The following is a 17,851-nucleotide window of genomic DNA, read 5'->3' as shown; positions in this document are numbered from 1 at the left end:
GCCCGCCAAACTACATCGCCGCAGATGCATCTGTGAAGATGTATCTACTGCGATGGATGTTGGATCACTGGTGTCGCGACACGGGTGTCGCGTTATGCGTGTCGCGTCACGCATGACGCTGCATCGGTGATTGAGCATGGATGTCGACACATCGATGTCGGATCATGCAAGACGCGCCATCGATGCCAGGTCACCGATGCCGAGTCAACAATGTCGACACATCGACTCAGAGCCAAGATGCGCATGGCACGTCATCGATGCGCCCACACAGATGACGAGTCATCGATGCTGGAGCACGCGTGCCGCGTCATGAACGATGTATCCCCACCGATACATCAGCGCAGATACAGCTGCCCAACAGCGCGGTAGCCTGTCCGCCATGGACGGCGTACGGCTTCTGCGACTGGGCAAACGGCTCACCGAACTGGGCCGGGCGATGGTCACCGATCACGCCTCGGCGGCCCTCACCCCGGGGGAGATCGCGGTGGTCTCCGACGTGTACCAGCACCCCGGCAGCTCGGTGCAGGACATCCGGGTCCGTACCGGCTTCGCCCAGAGTCACGTCTCCACCTCCGTCGCGCGGCTGCGCGAACGCGGGTTGCTGGACGCCTCGGCCGATCCCACTGACGGGCGCCGCACCCTGCTGTCGGTCTCCGCGCTCGCCCGCAGCTACGTCCGCGCCCGGGCCGCCCGGCCCGCCGAACCACTGCTCGCCCGGGCGATCACCGACCCGGCGAAGGCCCAGCGCGCCGCCGAGCTGCTTGACGAACTGGCCACCCTGCTGCTCCCGGACCCGGGCCCGGCCCCGACCGTGTCCCAGCCTCAGTCCCGGCCGGCGCCCGCAGACCACCTGGCCCAGGTCTCGGCCCCCGCCCCCGCCCCCGAGACGTCTCCCGAGCCGCCCACCCCCTGACGCTCTGACGCCCTGACGACCACCCTCGCCGTAAGGCCGGAACGCCGCCGGTCAGGGCGAGGGTGCACGTCCGGGGAGCGTGGTGGGCCGACGTCGGTGAGCATGGAACGGATGGGAGCAGGTGGGGGGCGAGTCCAGCCGACGGAGGCCGTGAATGATTGAGATCGCCGACATCCGGGAGTGGCGCAGCCACGACGTGGTCGACCAGGACAGCAAGAAGATCGGCAGCCTGGAGAACGTCTACGTCGATACCGCGACCGACCAGCCGTCCTTCGCCACTGTCACGGTCGGCATGCCAGGTCGGCACCGCCTGGTGTTCGTGCCGATCGCGGATGCGGTGGCCGGCCCCGGTTACCTGCGGGTGCCGTTCAACCGCAACGACGTGAAGAACGCTCCCTCCATCGGCACCGACGACGTGCTGGCCGCCGAACAGGAGCCCGAGGTCTTCGCGTACTACCACCTCGACTACGTCACCGGCGCGAGCGGCGAACGGCGGCTGGCCCGGCGCTGAGCCCGCGCCCGCACAACCGCACAGTCGCCCAGCCGTGCAGTAGCTCGGCCAAGCGGCCGTGCAGTCGCGCAGCCACGTGGCCGCTTGACCACGTAACCGCGCGCCCGCTCAGGCCGACAGCAGCCCGGCCAGTCCGCCGTCCCAGTCGATCCGTTCGAACTCGCTGCCGAGCGGCACCAGTTCGACGGTGGTGGCGAGGAACTCGGCGAGCGCGACGCAGTCGACGGTGAGCGCCACCGGGCTGCCCGCGCCGCCGAGCACCAGGCACAGCGAGCCGTCGTCGAGGGGCGCGAAGTGGATGTCGCCGTCGCCGACCGGCCCGTGCAGCGCGGCGAGCAGCATCTCCCGGGAGAGCACCCAGCCGGCCCCGGCGGCGCGCGGGCCGAAGTCGATGCTCACCGCGTACGGGTCGTCGGGCCGGTAGCGCCAGTCGGTGTCGAGGTCGACGGTGGTGCCGTCGTGGGCGAGCAGGTGCAGGGTGATCCGCTCGATGACGGGGCCCATGGCGGTGCTCCCTTCCGTTTCTCGCAGGCGGGCGGACGAACGAACGAACAGGTTCAGCCAGGCAGGTCGGCAGACAGGCAGGTAGACAGGCGGGAAAGGTCGGGCAGCCGGATCGGCCGACGAACCGACCACGCGAACCAGCCAGGCAGGAGAGGTCAGGCCGGAGGGGCCAGGCGGACAGGCGGACAGGCGGACAGGCGGACAGGCGGACAGGTCAAGCAGGCCTCAGACAGGCCTCAGACAGGCATCAGGCAGGCATCAGCCAGACGTCAGGCGGCCAGGTGCTGCCGGTGGTCCTCGACGTGGGCCTTGAAGGCGGCCAGTTCGTCGATGACCCGGCGGTCGGTGAAGCCGAGGCCCTCGACCAGGTGGTCCCAGAGGCCGTGGGGTTCGGTGTCGAGCTGGAGCATCAGCCGGGTGCTGCTCTCGGTGACGCGGTGGAAGGTGACGACTCCGGAGTGTCCGGGCAGCTCGGGGCCGCCGCTCCAGGCGATTCGGTCGAGCGGCAGCACCTCGGTCGCGATGGCGCCCCGGCCGGCGCCGCCGCGCATGCAGGCGGGCAGCGTCTGGTAGTCGGTCCATTCGCGGTAGACGGTGTCGATCGGCGCGTCGATCTCGATGGACTCCTCGATCCGGCCCATGGGTTTCCCTCCTTCACCGGGGTACGGCCGCCGGGTGCGGTCCGCGTCCGGGGGCCGTGTGCCCTGCCCGCCGCCGCGCATGCGCATTCGGGCGGCTCGAACACCGGGGCATTTCCTTCACAGAAACTCCACAGAGAGGTTTGGCATGATCGAAGGACGCCCGGGTACCCGGGAACGGACCGGCCGGAGACGAGGAAAGGACTGGCATGCCTGTGCCCACTGATGAACTTCTCCTGATCGCCCCCACCGAGGTGTACTCCGACCAGGGCGGAGCACCTGTCGCGACCGTACGCGAAGCAGCTCCGTCGGCGGCGTCCGTGATCGCGGACGACCCGGCGCTCGACCCGGACGTGCTCGCCGACCCGGCGAACGCGACCCCCGCCGACGCCCGCGCGATGACCCGGGTGCTGCTGCGCCGGCTCGCCGGCCTGGAGGAGGGCACCCGCGAGTTCAGCTACGTGCGCACCACCCTGATCGAACTGAACCTGACCCTGGTCCGGTTCGCGATCCGCCGCTTCGGCCACAGCAAGGAGCCGTACGAGGACCTGCTGCAGGTCGGCTCGGTCGGCCTGATCAAGGCGATCGACCGGTTCGACCCGGACCTCGGCGTCGAGTTCACCACCTACGCGGTGCCCACCATCGTCGGCGAAATACGCCGCCACTTCCGGGACACCACCTGGTCGGTGCACGTGCCGCGCAGGCTGCAGGAGCTGCGCCTGGACCTGGCGAAGGCGCAGGACGCGCTGGCCCAGACCCTGGACCGCGAGCCGACCGTCGCCGACCTGGCCGAGCACCTCTCGCTGACCGAGGAGGAGGTGATCGAGGGTCTGGCCGCCGCTAACGCGCACACCGCCGGTTCGCTCGACCTGACCTCCCCGGGCGAGGGCGACGGGCAGCAGCCCGCCGAGCGGCTCGGCCGGGTGGACGGACGGTTCGCGCTGGTGGAGAACCTCGTCGCGCTGAAGCCGCTGATCGCGCAGCTCCCGGAGCGGGAGCGGCAGATACTGGCGATGCGTTTCTGCGAGGACCTCACCCAGTCGCAGATCGGCGCACGTCTCGGCCTGTCGCAGATGCACGTCTCCCGGTTGCTCTCCCGGACGCTGGCCAAGCTGCGTACCGGGTTGGACGCGACCGACTGACGCGAGTCGATCGACTCTCCAGGTGGTGACGGTTTCCGCCGTCCGCACCGACCGCACCGGGCACCCCGTCTCGACCGCCACGCCCATTGGTGCGTAAGGTCGAGGCAGATCGGTCGAAGGAACAGGACGAGGATGCCAGCCGAGAACATGCCCGTGGCCCCCCTGGCGGTCGACGTCCGGCGTACGCCGTCCAGCGCGGCGGTGTGCGCACTGTCGGGCGACCTGGACATTGAGACCCTGGCTCCGGCCAGGGAAGCGCTCGACCTACTGGTCGCCGAACGCCCCCGGACGCTAGTGGTCGACCTGGGACGGGTCGACTTCTGCGACTCGTCCGGATTGAACCTGCTGCTCCAGACCCGGATGGCAGCCGCCGAGGGAGGGGTTTCCTTCCACTTGGCGGCGCTGTCCGGGCCGGTTCAGCACTTGCTCGAACTGACCGGTGCGAAGGCCGTGTTCGCCATCCACGAAACGGTGGACGCGGCCATCGCTTCGGATGGCTGACCGGCCCGCCCGTACCGTCTGCCATCCGCCGGCACCGTTACTGTCGGCCGCACCGGGCATAATCCGGGCGCGGCCGGGAAATCGACCCGTGAGAACGACCCGTGAGCCTGTGAGAGCGCCGTCGAGAGCGAAGGGAACCCCTACGTGACACCGAGCCGGGGAACCCTGGACGGAGATCGTCCGGACGCCTGGGCGGCACTGCCCCCGGGCGGACAGCGGCGACGCCTGCGACTGGTGGGCGTGCCCCGCCCGGTGGCCCGTGCCAGGGCGTTCACCGCGGAGGCGCTCGGCGACTGGTCGTGGTCCGCACCGCCCGATCCGGACCTCGCCGAGGACGTCGTGCTGCTGGTCGCCGAACTGGTCGGCAACGCGATGCTGCACGCCGGCGGCCCGCTCGAGCTGGTTCTCGACGCGACGCCCGCCCGGTTGCGGATCGAGGTCTCCGACGCGTCCGACGTGCTACCGACGCTGCGCACCCCGCACCTGCCCGGCGTGCCGGGCGGGCACGGGCTGTACATCGTGCAGCGCACCGCCGACCGCTGGGGGTCCGACCGGCACTCCCAGGGCAAGTCGATCTGGGCGGAGATCGACGCCACCCGGCTGCTCGCGTAACCCGTCACCGCCCGTACCGCCCCCACGGGCGGCACGGGGACGGACCGGACAGCCCGGACCGGGCGGCCTGGAAACCCTGCACGGCACGACCCGCGAGGCAGGGGCCCAGGAGCGCAGGGCGCAGGGTCGCAGGAGAAGACGGAAGCACCACGGAGAGGCGGTCCCCCGAGCGGGGACCGCCTCTCCGTGGTGTCTGTGGGTGTTTGTGGGTGTCTGCGGTGTACCCGGCTTGCGCGCGGCGCCCGCCGGGCTCGGCCCGGGCGGCGCTCAGCGGGCGCGGACTCAGCGGGCGCGGACTCAGCGGGCGCGGGCCCGGCTGCGCGTGCGGTTGCGGTTGCGCCGGCGGCGCAGCATGCCGCGCCGTTCCTCCTCGGTGCAGCCGCCCCACACGCCGTAGCGTTCGCGGGTGGCCAGGGCGTGCAGCAGGCAGCGTTCGCGGACGGGGCAGCGGGCGCAGACGGCCTTGGCGGCGCGGTCGCGCTCGTCGTGGGCCTCGCCGCGTTCCCCCGCGGGGTGGAAGAACAGCTGGGAGTCGGCGGCCCGGCAGGCTCCGTCGAGCTGCCAGTCCCACTCCTCCTCGAGGGCGCCGGGCAGGCGGGAGATCACGGTCATCGGGTGCTCCTTCCGTCGGACGGTCGGATCAACAGCTGGACGGACGATCTGATGAACAGCTGGACGTATGTCCTGTCCGTCTAACCGGTATCCGCCGACCGAAGCACCCGGGTGCCACGCCCTCTCCCCCGGCCTCAGTCGGTCTCGGCCTCGGGCGGCGAGGAGACCGGGACGGCGAACTCGGGACCGTCCTCGGGGCCCTTCTCGGTCTCGTCCGGCGGCGGCGAGCCCTCGGCGGTCATCCGGGCTTCCGGGGTCTCGGTGGGCGGCCACTCGTCGGCCGGCGCGTCCTGGTGGGTCCCGTGCGTGTGGTGCGACATCGTGCCTCCGCGGCTTCGTCTCGGCCCCCTGTCCTCCATCCTGGTCCCCGCGCCGTCCGGCCGCCGCCCGGCCGGTACCGGCGTGTCGCGGCACCCGTCGCGGGGCCCGCCGCAGCATCCGGTACGGGGTGCGCCCCGGTTCCGGGCCACGTGTCGGCTGGCGGGTTCGGTGCGTACGGGGCACGGTGGACGGGGGGTTGTTGTGCACCGCCGCGAGAGGAGAGGCCATGTCGTCGAAGCGCCGCCGCAAGAAGAAGGCCCGCGCGAGGCGCGGAGCGAACCACGGCCGCCGGCCCCAGTGCTGACGTCCGTGCGCTCCGCACCCACCGCCGACCACTGACGACGCCGGAGCGGCCGTCGTACCGGAACCCAGCCCCGGTACGGCGGCCGCTCCGCCCTATCCGCCCCGCCTGTCCACCCCGCCCCGGCCTCGCACCACGGCGTCCCGCGTCCGCCCCGTCGTACGCCGTCGCGTCCTATGCCGTCGCGTCCTACGCCGTCGTGCCCCGCAGCGGGCCCACGGGCCGGTCGCGGTCAGCGCGTTCCGCCGCCGCCAGCCGGGACGGACGGCCGGGCCCGGGCCCGGGTGGTCGCGGCGGCGCGGATCGGGGACAGGCCGCACGCCCAGACCATGACGGTGCCGAGCAGCCGGGCCAGCGGGCGGTCCCAGAGGCGGCGCACGGCCCAGGGGCGGCGGATGTCGAGGGCCCGGCGGGCCCAGCCGGGCAGCAGGCCGATCGCCGCGTTGGTGAGCACCCGGACGGCGAGGCGTTCCCGCCGGGTGCGGCCGAAGCCGCGCAGCAGGACGACGGCCTCCAGCGCCTCGGGGGTGGTCCGCAGCGCGCCGCGCACCCCGCCCAGGTAACGGGCGAGCCCGGCCCGCGAGACGGGGACGCCGTCCGCGCCCAGGAGTTGGCCGATCTGCGCGACCTCGGCGAGGTAGTCGTCGCACTGCGCGTCGCTCAACCTGCCGGCGCCCGCGAAGACTTGGTGGCCCGCCAGGAAGCAGGCCACTTCGGCGCTGTGCACCCAGCACAGCAGGTCGGGGTCGTCGCCCCGGTACGGGCGGCCCTCGGCGTCGCGGCCGCGGACGTAGCCGTGGATGCGCCGGACGTCGGAGATCGCGGCCTCGGCGGCGGCGGAGGAGCCGAGCGTGGTGGTGGAGACGAACCGGGCGGTGCGGTGCAGGCGGCCGACCGGGTCGGTGCGGTAGTCAGAGTGTTCGGCGACGGCGCGCATCGCCACGGGATGCAGCGACTGGAGCATCAGCGCGGCGAACCCGCCGACCAGCATTCCGGCGGGGTGCCCGTGCACCTGCCACACCACGCTGTCCGGCCCGAACAGCCCGGGGTCACCGGGCGGACGGTCGTAGCGCTCCAGGTGCAGATCGGCGCCGTGCACGGTGGAGTTGATCTCCCGCAGCAGCCGCAGCCGCAGCGCCTCGGCGGGACTCGGCCACCCCGGCCGCTGCCGTTGCCGTCCCAGGGCTGGTCCGCTCGCGATCCGCCCGCTCGCGATCCGCCCGCCCGTGATCCGCCCGTCCGACATCCTCCACCGCCGTTCCGGTCCGCCCCGGGCCGTGTCAGCCCCTTGCGGCCCACTGTACGTCGGGGCGGCGCGCGGGCGGACGGGTCGGCGACGGGCGGGCCAGCGGCGGGCGGGCCGAGGGCGGACGGGTCAGGGGTGCCGGTGGCCCGGACCGGCGGAACGGGGCTGACAGTTCGGCGATCTGCGGCTACGATCACCGGCGATGACTACTCACGGATTGGAGGTCCCGTCCTTCCGAAGTGTGTGCTGATGGACACCACTTCCCTCCTGGACGAGGACACCCACAACAATTTCTGGTCGCGCGTCCGGCGTTTCGCCGTCCCCCCGGCCATGATCGATACCGCCACCGCCCGCCGCGCGCGGGGTGATTGGGGCGGAGCCTGCGCAGCGGCCGGATGCGATCCGGATGTCGAACTGCGCGCCGTCACCCGGACGTACGGGTCGGAACTGACGGGACGGCTCCGGGCCGACCTGCGGCACCTGGCCCCCGACCTGCTGCGTTGGCACCTGCCGCGGATCGCCCCGGACGGGGTGCTGCGCCCCGGGCTGACGCTGACCCTGGCACGCTACCCGCGCGACGGGGGCGGGGCACCGCTGCACCTGGTGGCCCGTACCGCACCCGGCCGCGCGGCGGCGGGCCAACGCGTCACGCTGGCGCTGTGGGACGCCGACGCCCGCCCGGACGGACACCCCGGGCCGCGCCCCGACCCGCGCTTCCGCCTGGACCTGCACCGGCACCTCTGGGACGCCCGCCGCTCCCCCGAACTCGCCGCCCGGACAGCAGGGCTGACGGACAGTCATGTCGCGGACGCGAACTGGGAGTTCGAAGCCCGGTTGGTGCGCGCGGCGGATGGTCTGCCGGACGGCGCACCCATCTCGGTACGGCTCGCCCACCGGCGGCACCTGCTGCTCGGCGGGCCGCCGAACGCGCCGGCGACGGCCCGGCGTCGGGTGCGCGGCCGCGCCGTCCTGCCGGACGCGGCGACGTGGACGCCGCCCGACCTGCTGCTGCTCCGCGCGGGGCTGATCAAGCCGGACGCGCTGCACCCACTGGTGGCCGCCGCGCTCGCGCCCGACCACCGGTCGGGCGTCCTGCGCCGCGCCGAACAGGCCGACGGGGAGCAGACGTTGACGGTGGAGTGCCGTGGCGCCACGCACCGGATCGCGGTGGTCGACGGGGTGCTCGTCCCGCTCGACCACGACCCGGAGCAGCTGTGCCGCGAGGAGCTGCTGGCGTCGTTCGGGGGGCCACCGCTGCCGTGCCTGCGGGCGATCGACCGGGCGCACCGGCAGCCGGAGGACCTGGACGCCATCCGACAGCGGCTGTTGCACGGCGACCGCGACGGGGCGCTGGCCGCCGTGCGCCGGTTGGTCGGCGCGGAGGCCGTGCTGCGCGCCGGGCCGCTGGCCGAGGCGCTGGAGGACGACGTCCAGCGGCGTTTGGTCCACAGCCTGCACGCGGCCGGACTCGAACCCGGGCGCAACCGCTACGACGCCACTCCCGCCCACCCGCCCGGCGACCCGCGACCCAACGGCAGCCCGCACCGCGCCTCCTCCCGCCCGCGCAAGCGCCGGAGCAGCCGGTGGGGCTGATGCCCCGCCGCGCCCTCGAACCTTCCGTCACCCGTTCCCCGACCCCAGGTGGATCACCCATGCCTTCTTCCGTCATGCCCCAATCCCCTTCCGCTTCCCCTTCCGCTCCGCGGCCCATCCCGTCCCGCTCACCCCAACTCGCGACTGCTGAAAGTCTGTTGGGACTCCTGAGGGAGTTCAGCACCGAGCCTCGCCAGGATCTCCAGACCGAGGCGCTGACCCTCGCCGTCGCCGCCGATCTTCCGGTCCTGCTGTGGGGGGAGCCAGGCGTCGGAAAAACCGCGGCGCTGACCCAGCTCGCCACCGAACTGGACCTGCCGCTCACCACGGTGATCGCCAGCGTGCACGAGCCGTCCGACTTCTCCGGCCTGCCGGTGATCGGTGACAACCCGGCCGCACAGGGTGTGCCGCTGGCGCCGCCGGACTGGGCAGTGCGGCTGGTCCGGCAGGGGCGCGGGCTGCTGTTCCTCGACGAGTTGTCCACGGCTCCGCCCGCCGTGCAGGCCGCGCTGCTCCGGCTGGTCCTGGAGCGGCGGATCGGTTCGCTCCAACTGCCGCCGGGGGTAAGGATCGTGGCGGCGGCGAATCCGCGCGCCTCGGCGGCCGACGGCTGGGAGCTGAGCCCGCCGCTGGCCAACCGCTTCGTCCACCTGGACTGGGTGCACGACGCGCAGGTGGTGGTGCGCGGCCTCGGCGGGGTGTGGCCGCGGGCCGAACTGCCCCGGCTCGATCCCGAACGGCTGCCCGCGGCCGTCGAGTTCGCCCGCCGCGCGGTGTGCGGGCTGCTCACCGTCCGGCCCGAGCTGACCCACCGGCTGCCGTCCGCCGAGACCCGGCGCGGCAAAGCCTGGCCTTCGCCGCGCAGTTGGGAGATGACCGTACGGCTGCTGGCGTTCGGTTCGGCGGCCGGCTCCTCCCGCGAGGTGCTGTCGCTGCTGGTGCGCGGCACCGTCGGCGACGGCCCGGGGCTCGAACTCCTGGCCACCGTCGACCGGATGGACCTGCCCGCGCCCGAGGACCTGCTCGCCGACCCGGCCGCCGCCGTCCTGCCCGAGCGCGGCGATCTGCGGCAGGCCGTGCTGGACGGCGTGGTGGCCGCCGTCCGCTCCCGTCCGACCCGCGAACGGTGGGACTCCGCCTGGACGTTGATGGCCCGGGCGTTGGAGAGCTGCCCGCCCGACGTGCTGGTGGTGCCGGTGACCACGCTCGCCTCGCTGCGCCAGGAGGCTTGGGAGGTACCGGAGTTGATCCACCGGTTCGCGGGCGCGCTGGCGGTGGTCCGCCGGGCCGAGCGCTCGACGGCCGGCGTCCCCACCGGGGCGGGCCGCCGATGAGCGCCTCCGGCTCCGTTCCCGCGCCCCGCTCCGACCCCGCGCCCGGCTCCGAACCGGCACCACCTGTCCGAGCGCCGCTGCGGCTGGACACCGAGAAGCTGTTCGCGGCCCGGCTGCACGCGGTGCGGGCTCGCCCGTACCTGGCGACCGCGCTGTTCGCGATGCACGTGGTGGAGTCGCGTTGGGTGCCGACCATGGCGGTGGACCGGTACTGGCGGTGCTACGTCTCGCCCGGTTTCGTCGACCGCACCCCGGTGGAGGAGTTGGCCTCGGTCTGGGTGCACGAGGTCTCGCACCTGCTGCGCGACCACGCCCGGCGCGGCGACCTGGCGATGCGCACGCTGGACCTGGACGGGCCCGCCGACCGGCTGCGGGTCAACCTGGCCGCGGACTGCGAGATCAACGACGACGCGTTCGGCGACGGCCTGGTCCGGCCCGCCGACGCGATCTACCCGGACACGCTGGGCCTGGTCGAGGGCCAGCTGATGGAGGACTACCTGCGGCAGTTCACCATCGACACGAAGTACCAGCGCCTGGTGTGGCTGGAGTGCGGCAGCGGCGCGGACGGCCTGGAGCGGGAGTGGGAGTTCGGCCCGGACGGCGCGCACGGCCTGGCCGACCACGAACGCGACCTGGTCCGCTTCCGGGTCGCCCGGGGCATCCTGGGGCGGCCCGGCCACGCTCCGGCGGGCTGGCGGCGCTGGGCCGAGGAGGCGCTCCACCCGCCGCAGCCCTGGCGGCAGTTGCTCAGTGCGGCGATCCGTTCCACCGTCGCCGCGGCGGGCGCCGGCGCGGACTACGACTACGGCCGCCCGGCCCGCCGTTCGAGCGGCCTGCCCGGGGTGGTGCTGCCCTCGCTGCGCCACCGGCCGCCCCGGGTGACGGTGGTCGTCGACACCTCGGGATCGGTCAGCGACACCGAGTTGGGCACCGCGCTGCTGGAGACCGCGGCGATCCTGCACGCGGTGGGCGGGCGGCGCGACCTGGTCTCGGTGGTCTCCTGCGACGCGGCCGCCCAGTCCGTCCAACAGGCCGCCGCCGCCGGTGGGTTGGCGCTCGTCGGCGGGGGCGGTACCGACCTGCGCACCGGTTTCGCCGCCGCCCTGAAGCGGCGTCCCGCCCCGGACGTGGTGGTCGTCCTCACCGACGGCCAGACCCCGTGGCCGAGCGCCCCGCCGCCGTGCCGCACGGTCGTCGGCCTGTTCCCCCGCGACCGCGTCGTGGACGAGGAGGACCCGGACTACGTCCCGGACGACCCGCCGTCCTGGGCGAAGGTCGTCACCCTCGGCTGACCCGGCCCGCCTGCGCCCGGTGCCGACGACGCCCGGTGCGGACAACGCCCCGTCCACCGGTACCCGGACCGTCAGCGCCCGGCGCCCTCCAGCCGGAAGCGCAGCGTGTCGCCGGGGCGGGCCTGCGCGGCCGCGTCCAGATCGGCGCGGCGGACCACCGCGATCACCGGGTACCCGCCGGTGACGGGGTGGTCGGCGAGGAACAGGATCGGTCGGCCGGAGGGCGGTACCTGGAGCGCACCGGCCACCATGCCCTCGGAGGGCAGTTCGCCGCTCTCGGCGCGTTCCAGCGCGGGGCCGTCCAGCCGCATGCCGACCCGGTCGCTGTCGGCGGTGACGGTGTACGGCTCGCCGCACAGGGTGCGCAGCGCGGCGGCGGTGAACCAGTCGTCGCGCGGGCCCGGGATCACCTGGAGCACGGTGGGTCCGGCCGGGGCGCGGCGCGGGGCGTGTTCGGCGGCGGGCCAGCCGGTGGCGGCGGTGCCGACGGGCAACAGCAGGCCGGCGGTCAGCCGTCCGGGGCCGAGTCCGGCGAGGGTGTCGGTGGCGCGGGAGCCCAGGACGGCGGGGACGTCCAGGCCGCCGCGCACGGCCAGGTAGACGCGCAGGCCGCGCACCGGGGTGCCGAGCCGCAGCCGGGCCCCGGCGGGCACCGCCAGCGGGGTGCGGGTGCCGACCGGGCGGCCGTTCACCCAGGCCGGGCAGTCGGCGCCGGCCAGCGCGCAGGTGGCGGCCCGACGGAACTCCAACTCGACGCCGCCTAGCGGCATTTCCAGCCCTGCGGCGTCCTCGGGGTTGCCCACCAGGCGGTTGGCGAGCCGCAGCGCGCCCCGGTCGGCGGCCCCGGAGCATCCGACCCCGAGCGCGGCCAGCCCGGGGCGTCCCAGGTCCTGCACGGTGGCGCCGTACCCGGGCTGCACCACCAGCAGCGCGGCGGGCCCGTCGACGGGGTCCGGCCCCGGCGGCCCGGACGGCGCCGATACACCGTCTCGCCCGGATACGGTGTCCTCCGGCTTCCGGTTCACGGCCGCACCGCCTCCCCGCTCTCCCCGTGTTCTCCGCTCTCCCCGTGTTCTCCGCTCTCGCCGCGCTCCCCGCGCTCGCCGTGCTGTCCGATCGCGACGAAGCGCACCGCGGTGCCGGGGCGCAGCCTGGTGGGCGGGTCGGCGGTGGGGTCCCAGAGCGGGAGGTCGGTGGTGCCGAGCAGCTGCCAGCCGCCGGGTGAGGTGCGGGGGTAGACGCCGGTGTACTCGTCGGCGACGGCGACCGCACCGGCGGGGACGCGGGTACGGGGTTCGGCCCGGCGGGGCACCCGCAGGTGCGGGTCGAGGCCGGTGAGGTAGGCGAAGCCGGGAGCGAAGCCGCAGAACGCGACGCGGTAGCGGGCGGCGGTGTGGCGTTCGACGACCTGCCGGGGCGTCAGTCCGGCCAGGCGGGCGACCTCGGCGAGGTCGGGGCCGTCGTAGCGGACGGGGATCCGCACGGTCTCGGCGGCCTCGGCGGGGGGTGCCTCGCGCAGCGGGAGCGCGGTGACGGCGGCGCGCAGGCGCTGCCAGTCGGTCGCGGACGGGTCGTAGCGGACCAGGACGGTGCGGGCGGCGGGGACGAGCTCGCCGGTGCCGGGGGGCGGGGCGTCGCGCAGGGCGGCGTGCAGCCGCTGGGCCTGTTCGGCGTCCTCGGTCTCGATCAGGACGGCGTCGCTGCCGCACCGCAGTACCCGCACCGCACCCCGTCCCGTCCGCCGCCGCATCCGGCCGCGCCGTCGTGCCCCGTCACGGGCCGTCAGCTGCCCAAGGTACCAAGACGGGCCCGGCCGCGGTCCCCGCCCGCTCGGTGCGCGGGGGTCGCGGCCGGGGCGTCCGGCGGTGGCCACGCTCCGCCACCGGACGCCGCCCCGGTCAGGCCGGGGTGGCTTCGCGTCCGGTGCCGCGACCCGTTCCGCGTCCGGGTCCGGAGCCGGATCCGGACCCGGGTCCGGGTGTCGGTTCGCGGCGCAGCAGTCGGCGGCGCCTGGGCTGGTCGGGGAGCCAGCCGAAGGCGAGGCTGCTGCCGATCAGGCCGAGCAGCAGGCCGATGAAGAAGCCGCCGAGGTTGGAGGTGACCCAGCTGCCGAGGGTGGCGAGGACGGCGAGCAGGGAGTAGAAGATCCGCTGGACGGGGTGGAAGATCAGCAGCAGCCCGCAGAGCACCATGATCGCGGGGACCACGTAGCCGGCCAGGCCGAGCATCCCGATGCGGATGACCATGCGCATCGGGGCCTTCTCGGTGAACAGGATCTCCGCGCCGGCCAGCACGACGAGCAGGCCGCCCCAGAACGGTCGGCGTCCGCGCCAGCCCGCGAAGCCACCCGGGGCGGGCGGCGCCGGGGCGGGCTCAGCGATGGCTGCGGCGGTTGCGGCGGTCACTCCGGTCGCCCCGGTCACTCCGGCCGCCGTGGTGTCGTCGTGGTCGGCGGGCCGGGCGGCCGTGGTGTCGGCCGCCCGGTCCGGTGCCGGTCCGGGTTCAGCAGCCATCGGTGCTGAAGCTGAGGTGCATGTTGGGCAGCCGGAAGGTGCCGGCGGTGGTGGCGTAGTTCTGCTGCCGGAAGTGGTCGACGGCGACGCTGTCGCCCTGCTGGCCGAACATGCCGGGCGGGCCGGCCACGCCGCCCTTGTCGAAGGTGCTGGCGTCGCGGCCGACTTCGAGGCTCTTGAACTCGGCGTCACCGCTCATCAGGTCGGAGTCGGTGGTGAGGTCCTCGGCGGTGACGGGGGTGCCCTTGTCGCCAGCGGTGATCAGCAGGTTGATGCCGCCCAGGTTCACACTCTGGCAGAGCTTGGTGAGGGAGGCCTTCTTGACCACGGTCTGGATGAGGAACAGCTGGCCGCCGGTGTCGCCGGCGTTGGGGCTGTTCTCGATCATGTTGTCGAGGGTGCCGAACTGCTCGAACCCGGTGCCGTCCAGCCGGTCGGCGGTGACCTGGAAGGCCATGCCGGAGATGGCGAACTGGGTGGCGAGGACGTTCTGCGCGGTCAGGGTCACCAGGACGCCCGCGGCCACGCAGGCCGGTACCGCCATCAGTGCGGCGCGGCGCAGCCGGACCCGGCCGCGCCCGGTCGAGGTGGCGGCGGGTTGTTCTGCGGAGGGTGCCATGGACAGCTCCAGAGGGTCGGGTGGGGGATCCGCGGCTCCGTCGGGTGCGGGCGGGTCTGGCGTGGACCCAGATCGCCAACTGTGGTGCCTGGCAGTGCAGTTGACGATCTTTCTCACAACCGGCGGGCTGACTGGAAGTTACCCCGGGGTACATGGCCGGTCAATACTTCGCGCACCGCCCGGAAATTCCGGAACGCCAGTCAACTTCTGTTACTGGAGGGGCACTTGACGGCGAAAGTCACTCGAACTCCACTCATCTCCCTTCCAACTTCCGCGCACTGCCTTGACGTTGAGCCGGAACGGCGCCTAGAACTTGGCGAGTACCCGGCGGTAACCACGGCGTCGCAGCCGTGCCCACCGGGTCGTTCCCGCTCCGGCCCGGCGCGGCCCCGTACGGGGTGCCGCGGTTCCCGGCACGACGGAGCGTTTCCCGGTACGACGGACCGCACCGGCGCGACGGTGGCAGTCGTGCGCCCCGGCCCGGTCGCTCGTGGCGTCGAGCGCCCTGCATCCCCGCACCTCGCCCCGCCCTCGCCCCGCACCGCGCCCGCCCTCGCCCCGTACTGCGCCCGCTCTCGCCCCCTGCCGTCAGGAGTGCCCCACCATGCACACCTCCCCCGCGCCCGCCGCGCCCGCCACCCCGTCCCCCGCCACGTCGCCCGCCGCGCCCCGGCGCCGCCGCCTGCTGTCGGGCGCCGCCGTGCTCGCCACCGCCGCGCTGCTGGCCGGTGTCGCCCCGGGCTCCGCCTCCGCGAGCACCGGCGCCGCCGCGCCCGGTGCGCCGTACACCGGCATGGGCAACTGTCCGCTCGCCGCGCCGGCCATGCACGATCCGGCGAACCTCCAGGTCGGCTGCCTGGTGTCGGTGACCAACGCCGGGAAGTTCACCCTCGGCAGCACGGTGGTGCCGTTCAACTCGCCGATCACGCTGCAGTTCGGCTTCTACTGGGACAAGTCCGCGCCCGAGGTGTCGTTCCCGGACGGCAGCACCGCGAACCAGTACACCGTGGTGCCGCCGACCAACGCCCCGCTGCTCAGCGCGCCGATGGTGCAGATCAACATCCCGGGCATCCAGAACTACCTGCCGGGCATCACCAGCGTCTTCGCGCAGGTCGAACTCGCGGGCCCGGTCACCAAGTTCACGCCGCTGGCGACCGGCGAGCCGTACCCGGTGTTCCAGCTGCCGATCAAACTGCACCTGTACAACGCGCTGTTCGGCGCACACTGCTACGTCGGCTCGGACTCCTCGCCGCTGCTGCTCAAGCCCACCACCGGGTCGACCGCCCCGACCGGCTCCACCCCACCGATGACCGGCGACCCGGGCACCCTGGGCTACGACCCGGACCCCAACGGGCACAACGCGCTGGCGATCTCGGAGACCAACGCCTCCCTGGTCGACAACACCTTCACGGTGCCCGGCGCCAGCGGGTGCGGCCTGCTCGGCTCGCTGAACCAGATCATCAACTGGACCATGGGCCTGCCCGCCGCCGCGGGCAAGGACTCGGTGAGCTTCCAGCAGACCAACGCCTCCTTCGTGCTGGACACCGACATCGCCGACCTGACCGCCGCGCTGAAGGACAGCGCCGCACACTGACCCCTTCCCCTCTGCCGCGGCCCCACCGCGACTCCCGAGCCGCTTCCCACCACCCCGCGCCGACTCCCCGCACCTGCAAAGGAGTTCACGCGGAGATCCCCCACCTGCCCGTGCCGTCCCGTCCCCAGCGCGGGGCCGGCACGCGCTCCGGCGAGCGCGCCGGAGCAGCTCCGTCCGCCCCACCCACCGGAAGGAACCCCCATGCGCAACCGCACCCTGGCCGGCGCCGCCGCCCTCGTCGCCGCCGGCGCCCTGCTCGTCCTGCCGGCCGCCTCGGCCGACGCGGCCGGCAGCACCCCGGTGCTGACCATCGCCGGCACCCCCACCCCCGTGGGGGTCGGCGACAGCCTGTCCGCCAACCTGGTCAGCGGCACCCTGGCCACCATGTACAACCCGGGCACCACCACCGGCGTCAAGTGCACCACCTCCACCATCGGCGGCAGCGTGAGCGCCAACCCGCTCGCCACCGGCTCCGCCACCGCGTCCGGCCCGGTCGGCACCCTGACCTTCTCCGGCTGCACCTCCAACGTGGTCGGCGTCAGCGGGGTGAACAGCCTGACCATGAGCAACCTGCCCTACACGCTGAGCATCTCCGACTCCTCCGGGTTCCCGGTGGCCCTCAGCGGCTCGATCCAGGCCGTCGTCAACCTCAAGACCCTGGCCGGCAACGCCCTGTGCACCTACTCCTCGACCGGCGGCGCCCTCAACGGCCACGCCACCAACTCGCCCGCGCAGATCACCATGACCAACCAGGGCTTCACCAAGCTGAGCGGCCCGAGCATCTGCTTCGCCGCGATCAACTTCTCGGCGGCCTACGGTCCGGTCACCGACACCACCCTGGGCGGCACGGTCTTCGTCAACTGACCCCCGCCCGCGCACCGTTCACAGGCCGCGCCCGCATCAGCGGGCGCGGCCCTTCCCTGACGGACCGTCAATCTCTATCTCCCTCAACCTTGCTGGCGGTGCGCGCCCGGACGTGCACCCGCTCCCCCTGCGGGCCGAACAGGCTCAGGAACTCCACCGGCGTCCGCCCGGCGTTGGTGAACAGGTGCGGCGTCCGGGTGTCGAACTCCGCGGCCTCGCCCGCCTTCAGCACCACCTCGTGGTCGCCCAGCTTCAGCAGCAGCTCCCCGGAGAGCACGTACAGCCACTCGTGGCCCTCGTGGGTGCGCTGCTCGCAGTTCTCCCGGCTGCCGCCGGGCGGGACGACGATCTTGTACGCCTGCATGCCGCCGAGGCTGCGGGCCAGCGGCAGGTACGTCCAGCCGTGCCGGACGAACGGGCGCAGCCGCACCCGGGGGTCGCCGGTGGGCGGGGCGTCGACCAGTTCGTCCAGGGCCACGCCGTGCGCGCGGGCCAGCGGCAGCAGCAGTTCCAGGGTCGGCCGCCGCCCGCCGGACTCCAGCCGGGACAGCGTGCTGACCGAGATGCCGGTCTGCTCGCTCAGCTGCGCCAGCGTGGTGCCGTGCTGCTGTCGGATCGCCCGCAGCCGGGGGCCGACGCCGGTCAGCACCGCTTCGAAGTCCTCGCCCATGGTCCCGCTCCTCTCCACCCCTCCATTTGCCACCTCAGCAACATTGTTTGTCAATCCGGCGAACGCGACGC

General features: G+C 73.7%; 20 protein-coding genes. 10 read left to right on the top strand and 10 right to left on the bottom strand.

Going from position 1 to position 17,851, the window contains the following annotated elements:
- Positions 1 to 379 precede the first annotated feature (379 nt).
- A complete protein-coding gene (locus tag HUT16_RS32790; protein WP_176191635.1) occupies positions 380 to 913 on the top strand; it encodes a MarR family winged helix-turn-helix transcriptional regulator in 534 nt (177 codons plus the stop codon).
- A gap of 154 nt (positions 914 to 1,067) precedes the next feature.
- Positions 1,068 to 1,424, top strand: coding sequence for a PRC-barrel domain-containing protein (locus tag HUT16_RS32785; RefSeq protein ID WP_176191634.1), 357 nt, complete (start codon positions 1,068 to 1,070; stop codon positions 1,422 to 1,424).
- Between the two features lie 108 nt (positions 1,425 to 1,532).
- Here the strand turns inward: HUT16_RS32785 and HUT16_RS32780 are convergent, their stop codons facing one another.
- Together HUT16_RS32780 and HUT16_RS32775 are read right to left on the bottom strand one after the other, a co-directional pair.
- Positions 1,533 to 1,928, bottom strand: coding sequence for an SsgA family sporulation/cell division regulator (locus tag HUT16_RS32780; RefSeq protein ID WP_176191633.1), 396 nt, complete (start codon positions 1,926 to 1,928; stop codon positions 1,533 to 1,535).
- A 269-nt stretch (positions 1,929 to 2,197) separates the two neighbouring features.
- Positions 2,198 to 2,569, bottom strand: coding sequence for a hypothetical protein (locus HUT16_RS32775; RefSeq protein ID WP_176191632.1), 372 nt, complete (start codon positions 2,567 to 2,569; stop codon positions 2,198 to 2,200).
- Positions 2,570 to 2,775: 206 nt separating this feature from the next.
- Here HUT16_RS32775 and HUT16_RS32770 point away from each other — a divergent pair, with 206 nt between their 5' ends.
- The 3 genes from HUT16_RS32770 (at position 2,776) to HUT16_RS32760 (ending at position 4,821) form a co-directional block, all read left to right on the top strand.
- A complete protein-coding gene (locus HUT16_RS32770; RefSeq protein ID WP_176191631.1) occupies positions 2,776 to 3,708 on the top strand; it encodes an RNA polymerase sigma factor SigF in 933 nt (310 codons plus the stop codon).
- A gap of 132 nt (positions 3,709 to 3,840) precedes the next feature.
- Positions 3,841 to 4,209 carry an STAS domain-containing protein gene (locus HUT16_RS32765; protein WP_176191630.1) on the top strand — a complete coding sequence of 123 codons (369 nt, stop codon included), beginning with the start codon at positions 3,841 to 3,843 and terminating at the stop codon, positions 4,207 to 4,209.
- A gap of 240 nt (positions 4,210 to 4,449) precedes the next feature.
- Entirely contained in the window at positions 4,450 to 4,821 is a 372-nt protein-coding gene (locus HUT16_RS32760; RefSeq protein WP_254898097.1) for an ATP-binding protein, read from the top strand.
- Positions 4,822 to 5,118: 297 nt separating this feature from the next.
- Here the strand turns inward: HUT16_RS32760 and HUT16_RS32755 are convergent, their stop codons facing one another.
- From HUT16_RS32755 to HUT16_RS32745, 3 genes are all read right to left on the bottom strand, one after another.
- Positions 5,119 to 5,433 (bottom strand): WhiB family transcriptional regulator, encoded by a 315-nt coding sequence (locus HUT16_RS32755; RefSeq protein WP_176191628.1) that lies wholly within the window; start codon positions 5,431 to 5,433, stop codon positions 5,119 to 5,121.
- Between the two features lie 134 nt (positions 5,434 to 5,567).
- The gene (locus HUT16_RS32750; protein ID WP_176191627.1) at positions 5,568 to 5,753 is read right to left on the bottom strand and encodes a hypothetical protein; all 186 of its coding nucleotides are present in this window, start codon (positions 5,751 to 5,753) and stop codon (positions 5,568 to 5,570) included.
- 534 nt (positions 5,754 to 6,287) lie between these two features.
- Complete coding sequence (locus HUT16_RS32745) at positions 6,288 to 7,301, bottom strand: oxygenase MpaB family protein (RefSeq protein ID WP_176191626.1); 1,014 nt, start codon at positions 7,299 to 7,301, stop codon at positions 6,288 to 6,290.
- A gap of 249 nt (positions 7,302 to 7,550) precedes the next feature.
- On the opposite strand from HUT16_RS32745, the gene HUT16_RS32740 reads away from it, so the two are divergent.
- The 3 genes from HUT16_RS32740 (at position 7,551) to HUT16_RS32730 (ending at position 11,520) form a co-directional block, all read left to right on the top strand.
- Positions 7,551 to 8,894, top strand: a complete 1,344-nt coding sequence (locus HUT16_RS32740) for a hypothetical protein (protein ID WP_176191625.1) — start codon at positions 7,551 to 7,553, stop codon at positions 8,892 to 8,894.
- A gap of 74 nt (positions 8,895 to 8,968) precedes the next feature.
- Positions 8,969 to 10,228, top strand: a complete 1,260-nt coding sequence (locus HUT16_RS32735) for an AAA family ATPase (RefSeq protein ID WP_176192990.1) — start codon at positions 8,969 to 8,971, stop codon at positions 10,226 to 10,228.
- On the top strand, positions 10,225 to 11,520 hold the full coding sequence (locus tag HUT16_RS32730) for a VWA-like domain-containing protein (RefSeq protein ID WP_176191624.1): 1,296 nt from the start codon (positions 10,225 to 10,227) through the stop codon (positions 11,518 to 11,520). The genes HUT16_RS32735 and HUT16_RS32730 overlap by 4 nt, the downstream gene beginning before the upstream one ends.
- A gap of 71 nt (positions 11,521 to 11,591) precedes the next feature.
- Here the strand turns inward: HUT16_RS32730 and HUT16_RS32725 are convergent, their stop codons facing one another.
- From HUT16_RS32725 to HUT16_RS32710, 4 genes are all read right to left on the bottom strand, one after another.
- Complete coding sequence (locus tag HUT16_RS32725; protein WP_176192989.1) at positions 11,592 to 12,443, bottom strand: biotin-dependent carboxyltransferase family protein; 852 nt, start codon at positions 12,441 to 12,443, stop codon at positions 11,592 to 11,594.
- Positions 12,444 to 12,541: 98 nt separating this feature from the next.
- Entirely contained in the window at positions 12,542 to 13,243 is a 702-nt protein-coding gene (gene pxpB / locus HUT16_RS32720) for a 5-oxoprolinase subunit PxpB (protein WP_176191623.1), read from the bottom strand.
- Positions 13,244 to 13,418: 175 nt separating this feature from the next.
- Positions 13,419 to 13,901, bottom strand: coding sequence for a DUF6114 domain-containing protein (locus HUT16_RS32715; RefSeq protein ID WP_176192988.1), 483 nt, complete (start codon positions 13,899 to 13,901; stop codon positions 13,419 to 13,421).
- A gap of 121 nt (positions 13,902 to 14,022) precedes the next feature.
- On the bottom strand, positions 14,023 to 14,652 hold the full coding sequence (locus HUT16_RS32710) for a DUF6230 family protein (protein ID WP_176191622.1): 630 nt from the start codon (positions 14,650 to 14,652) through the stop codon (positions 14,023 to 14,025).
- Between the two features lie 604 nt (positions 14,653 to 15,256).
- Between HUT16_RS32710 and HUT16_RS32705 the strand changes: the two genes are divergently transcribed.
- Together HUT16_RS32705 and HUT16_RS32700 are read left to right on the top strand one after the other, a co-directional pair.
- A complete protein-coding gene (locus tag HUT16_RS32705) occupies positions 15,257 to 16,246 on the top strand; it encodes a hypothetical protein (RefSeq protein ID WP_176191621.1) in 990 nt (329 codons plus the stop codon).
- Between the two features lie 201 nt (positions 16,247 to 16,447).
- On the top strand, positions 16,448 to 17,110 hold the full coding sequence (locus tag HUT16_RS32700; RefSeq protein WP_176191620.1) for a Tat pathway signal sequence domain protein: 663 nt from the start codon (positions 16,448 to 16,450) through the stop codon (positions 17,108 to 17,110).
- Between the two features lie 67 nt (positions 17,111 to 17,177).
- On the opposite strand, the gene HUT16_RS32695 is transcribed toward HUT16_RS32700, so the two are convergent.
- The gene (locus HUT16_RS32695; protein WP_176191619.1) at positions 17,178 to 17,780 is read right to left on the bottom strand and encodes a helix-turn-helix domain-containing protein; all 603 of its coding nucleotides are present in this window, start codon (positions 17,778 to 17,780) and stop codon (positions 17,178 to 17,180) included.
- Positions 17,781 to 17,851: the final 71 nt, after the last annotated feature.

It is taken from the genome of Kitasatospora sp. NA04385 (genome assembly GCF_013364235.1).
In the GTDB taxonomy this organism is placed as follows: Bacteria; Actinomycetota; Actinomycetes; order Streptomycetales; family Streptomycetaceae; genus Kitasatospora.
The sequence above is the reverse complement of the archived record's forward strand: the minus strand, read 5'-3'. Positions and strand labels throughout refer to the sequence as shown.

Excerpts from the sequence above, each read along its gene's own strand:
- HUT16_RS32785 (WP_176191634.1), top strand. The coding sequence starts at position 1,068 with ATGATTGAGATCGCCGACATCCGGGAGTGGCGCAGCCACGACGTGGTC.
- HUT16_RS32705 (WP_176191621.1), top strand. The coding sequence starts at position 15,257 with ATGCACACCTCCCCCGCGCCCGCCGCGCCCGCCACCCCGTCCCCCGCC.
- HUT16_RS32745 (WP_176191626.1), bottom strand. The coding sequence starts at position 7,301 with ATGTCGGACGGGCGGATCACGGGCGGGCGGATCGCGAGCGGGCGGATC.
- HUT16_RS32780 (WP_176191633.1), bottom strand. The coding sequence starts at position 1,928 with ATGGGCCCCGTCATCGAGCGGATCACCCTGCACCTGCTCGCCCACGAC.
- HUT16_RS32710 (WP_176191622.1), bottom strand. The coding sequence starts at position 14,652 with ATGGCACCCTCCGCAGAACAACCCGCCGCCACCTCGACCGGGCGCGGC.
- HUT16_RS32770 (WP_176191631.1), top strand. The coding sequence starts at position 2,776 with ATGCCTGTGCCCACTGATGAACTTCTCCTGATCGCCCCCACCGAGGTG.
- HUT16_RS32740 (WP_176191625.1), top strand. The coding sequence starts at position 7,551 with ATGGACACCACTTCCCTCCTGGACGAGGACACCCACAACAATTTCTGG.
- HUT16_RS32755 (WP_176191628.1), bottom strand. The coding sequence starts at position 5,433 with ATGACCGTGATCTCCCGCCTGCCCGGCGCCCTCGAGGAGGAGTGGGAC.
- HUT16_RS32750 (WP_176191627.1), bottom strand. The coding sequence starts at position 5,753 with ATGTCGCACCACACGCACGGGACCCACCAGGACGCGCCGGCCGACGAG.
- HUT16_RS32790 (WP_176191635.1), top strand. The coding sequence starts at position 380 with ATGGACGGCGTACGGCTTCTGCGACTGGGCAAACGGCTCACCGAACTG.
- HUT16_RS32730 (WP_176191624.1), top strand. The coding sequence starts at position 10,225 with ATGAGCGCCTCCGGCTCCGTTCCCGCGCCCCGCTCCGACCCCGCGCCC.
- HUT16_RS32735 (WP_176192990.1), top strand. The coding sequence starts at position 8,969 with ATGCCCCAATCCCCTTCCGCTTCCCCTTCCGCTCCGCGGCCCATCCCG.
- HUT16_RS32765 (WP_176191630.1), top strand. The coding sequence starts at position 3,841 with ATGCCAGCCGAGAACATGCCCGTGGCCCCCCTGGCGGTCGACGTCCGG.
- HUT16_RS32700 (WP_176191620.1), top strand. The coding sequence starts at position 16,448 with ATGCGCAACCGCACCCTGGCCGGCGCCGCCGCCCTCGTCGCCGCCGGC.
- HUT16_RS32695 (WP_176191619.1), bottom strand. The coding sequence starts at position 17,780 with ATGGGCGAGGACTTCGAAGCGGTGCTGACCGGCGTCGGCCCCCGGCTG.
- HUT16_RS32775 (WP_176191632.1), bottom strand. The coding sequence starts at position 2,569 with ATGGGCCGGATCGAGGAGTCCATCGAGATCGACGCGCCGATCGACACC.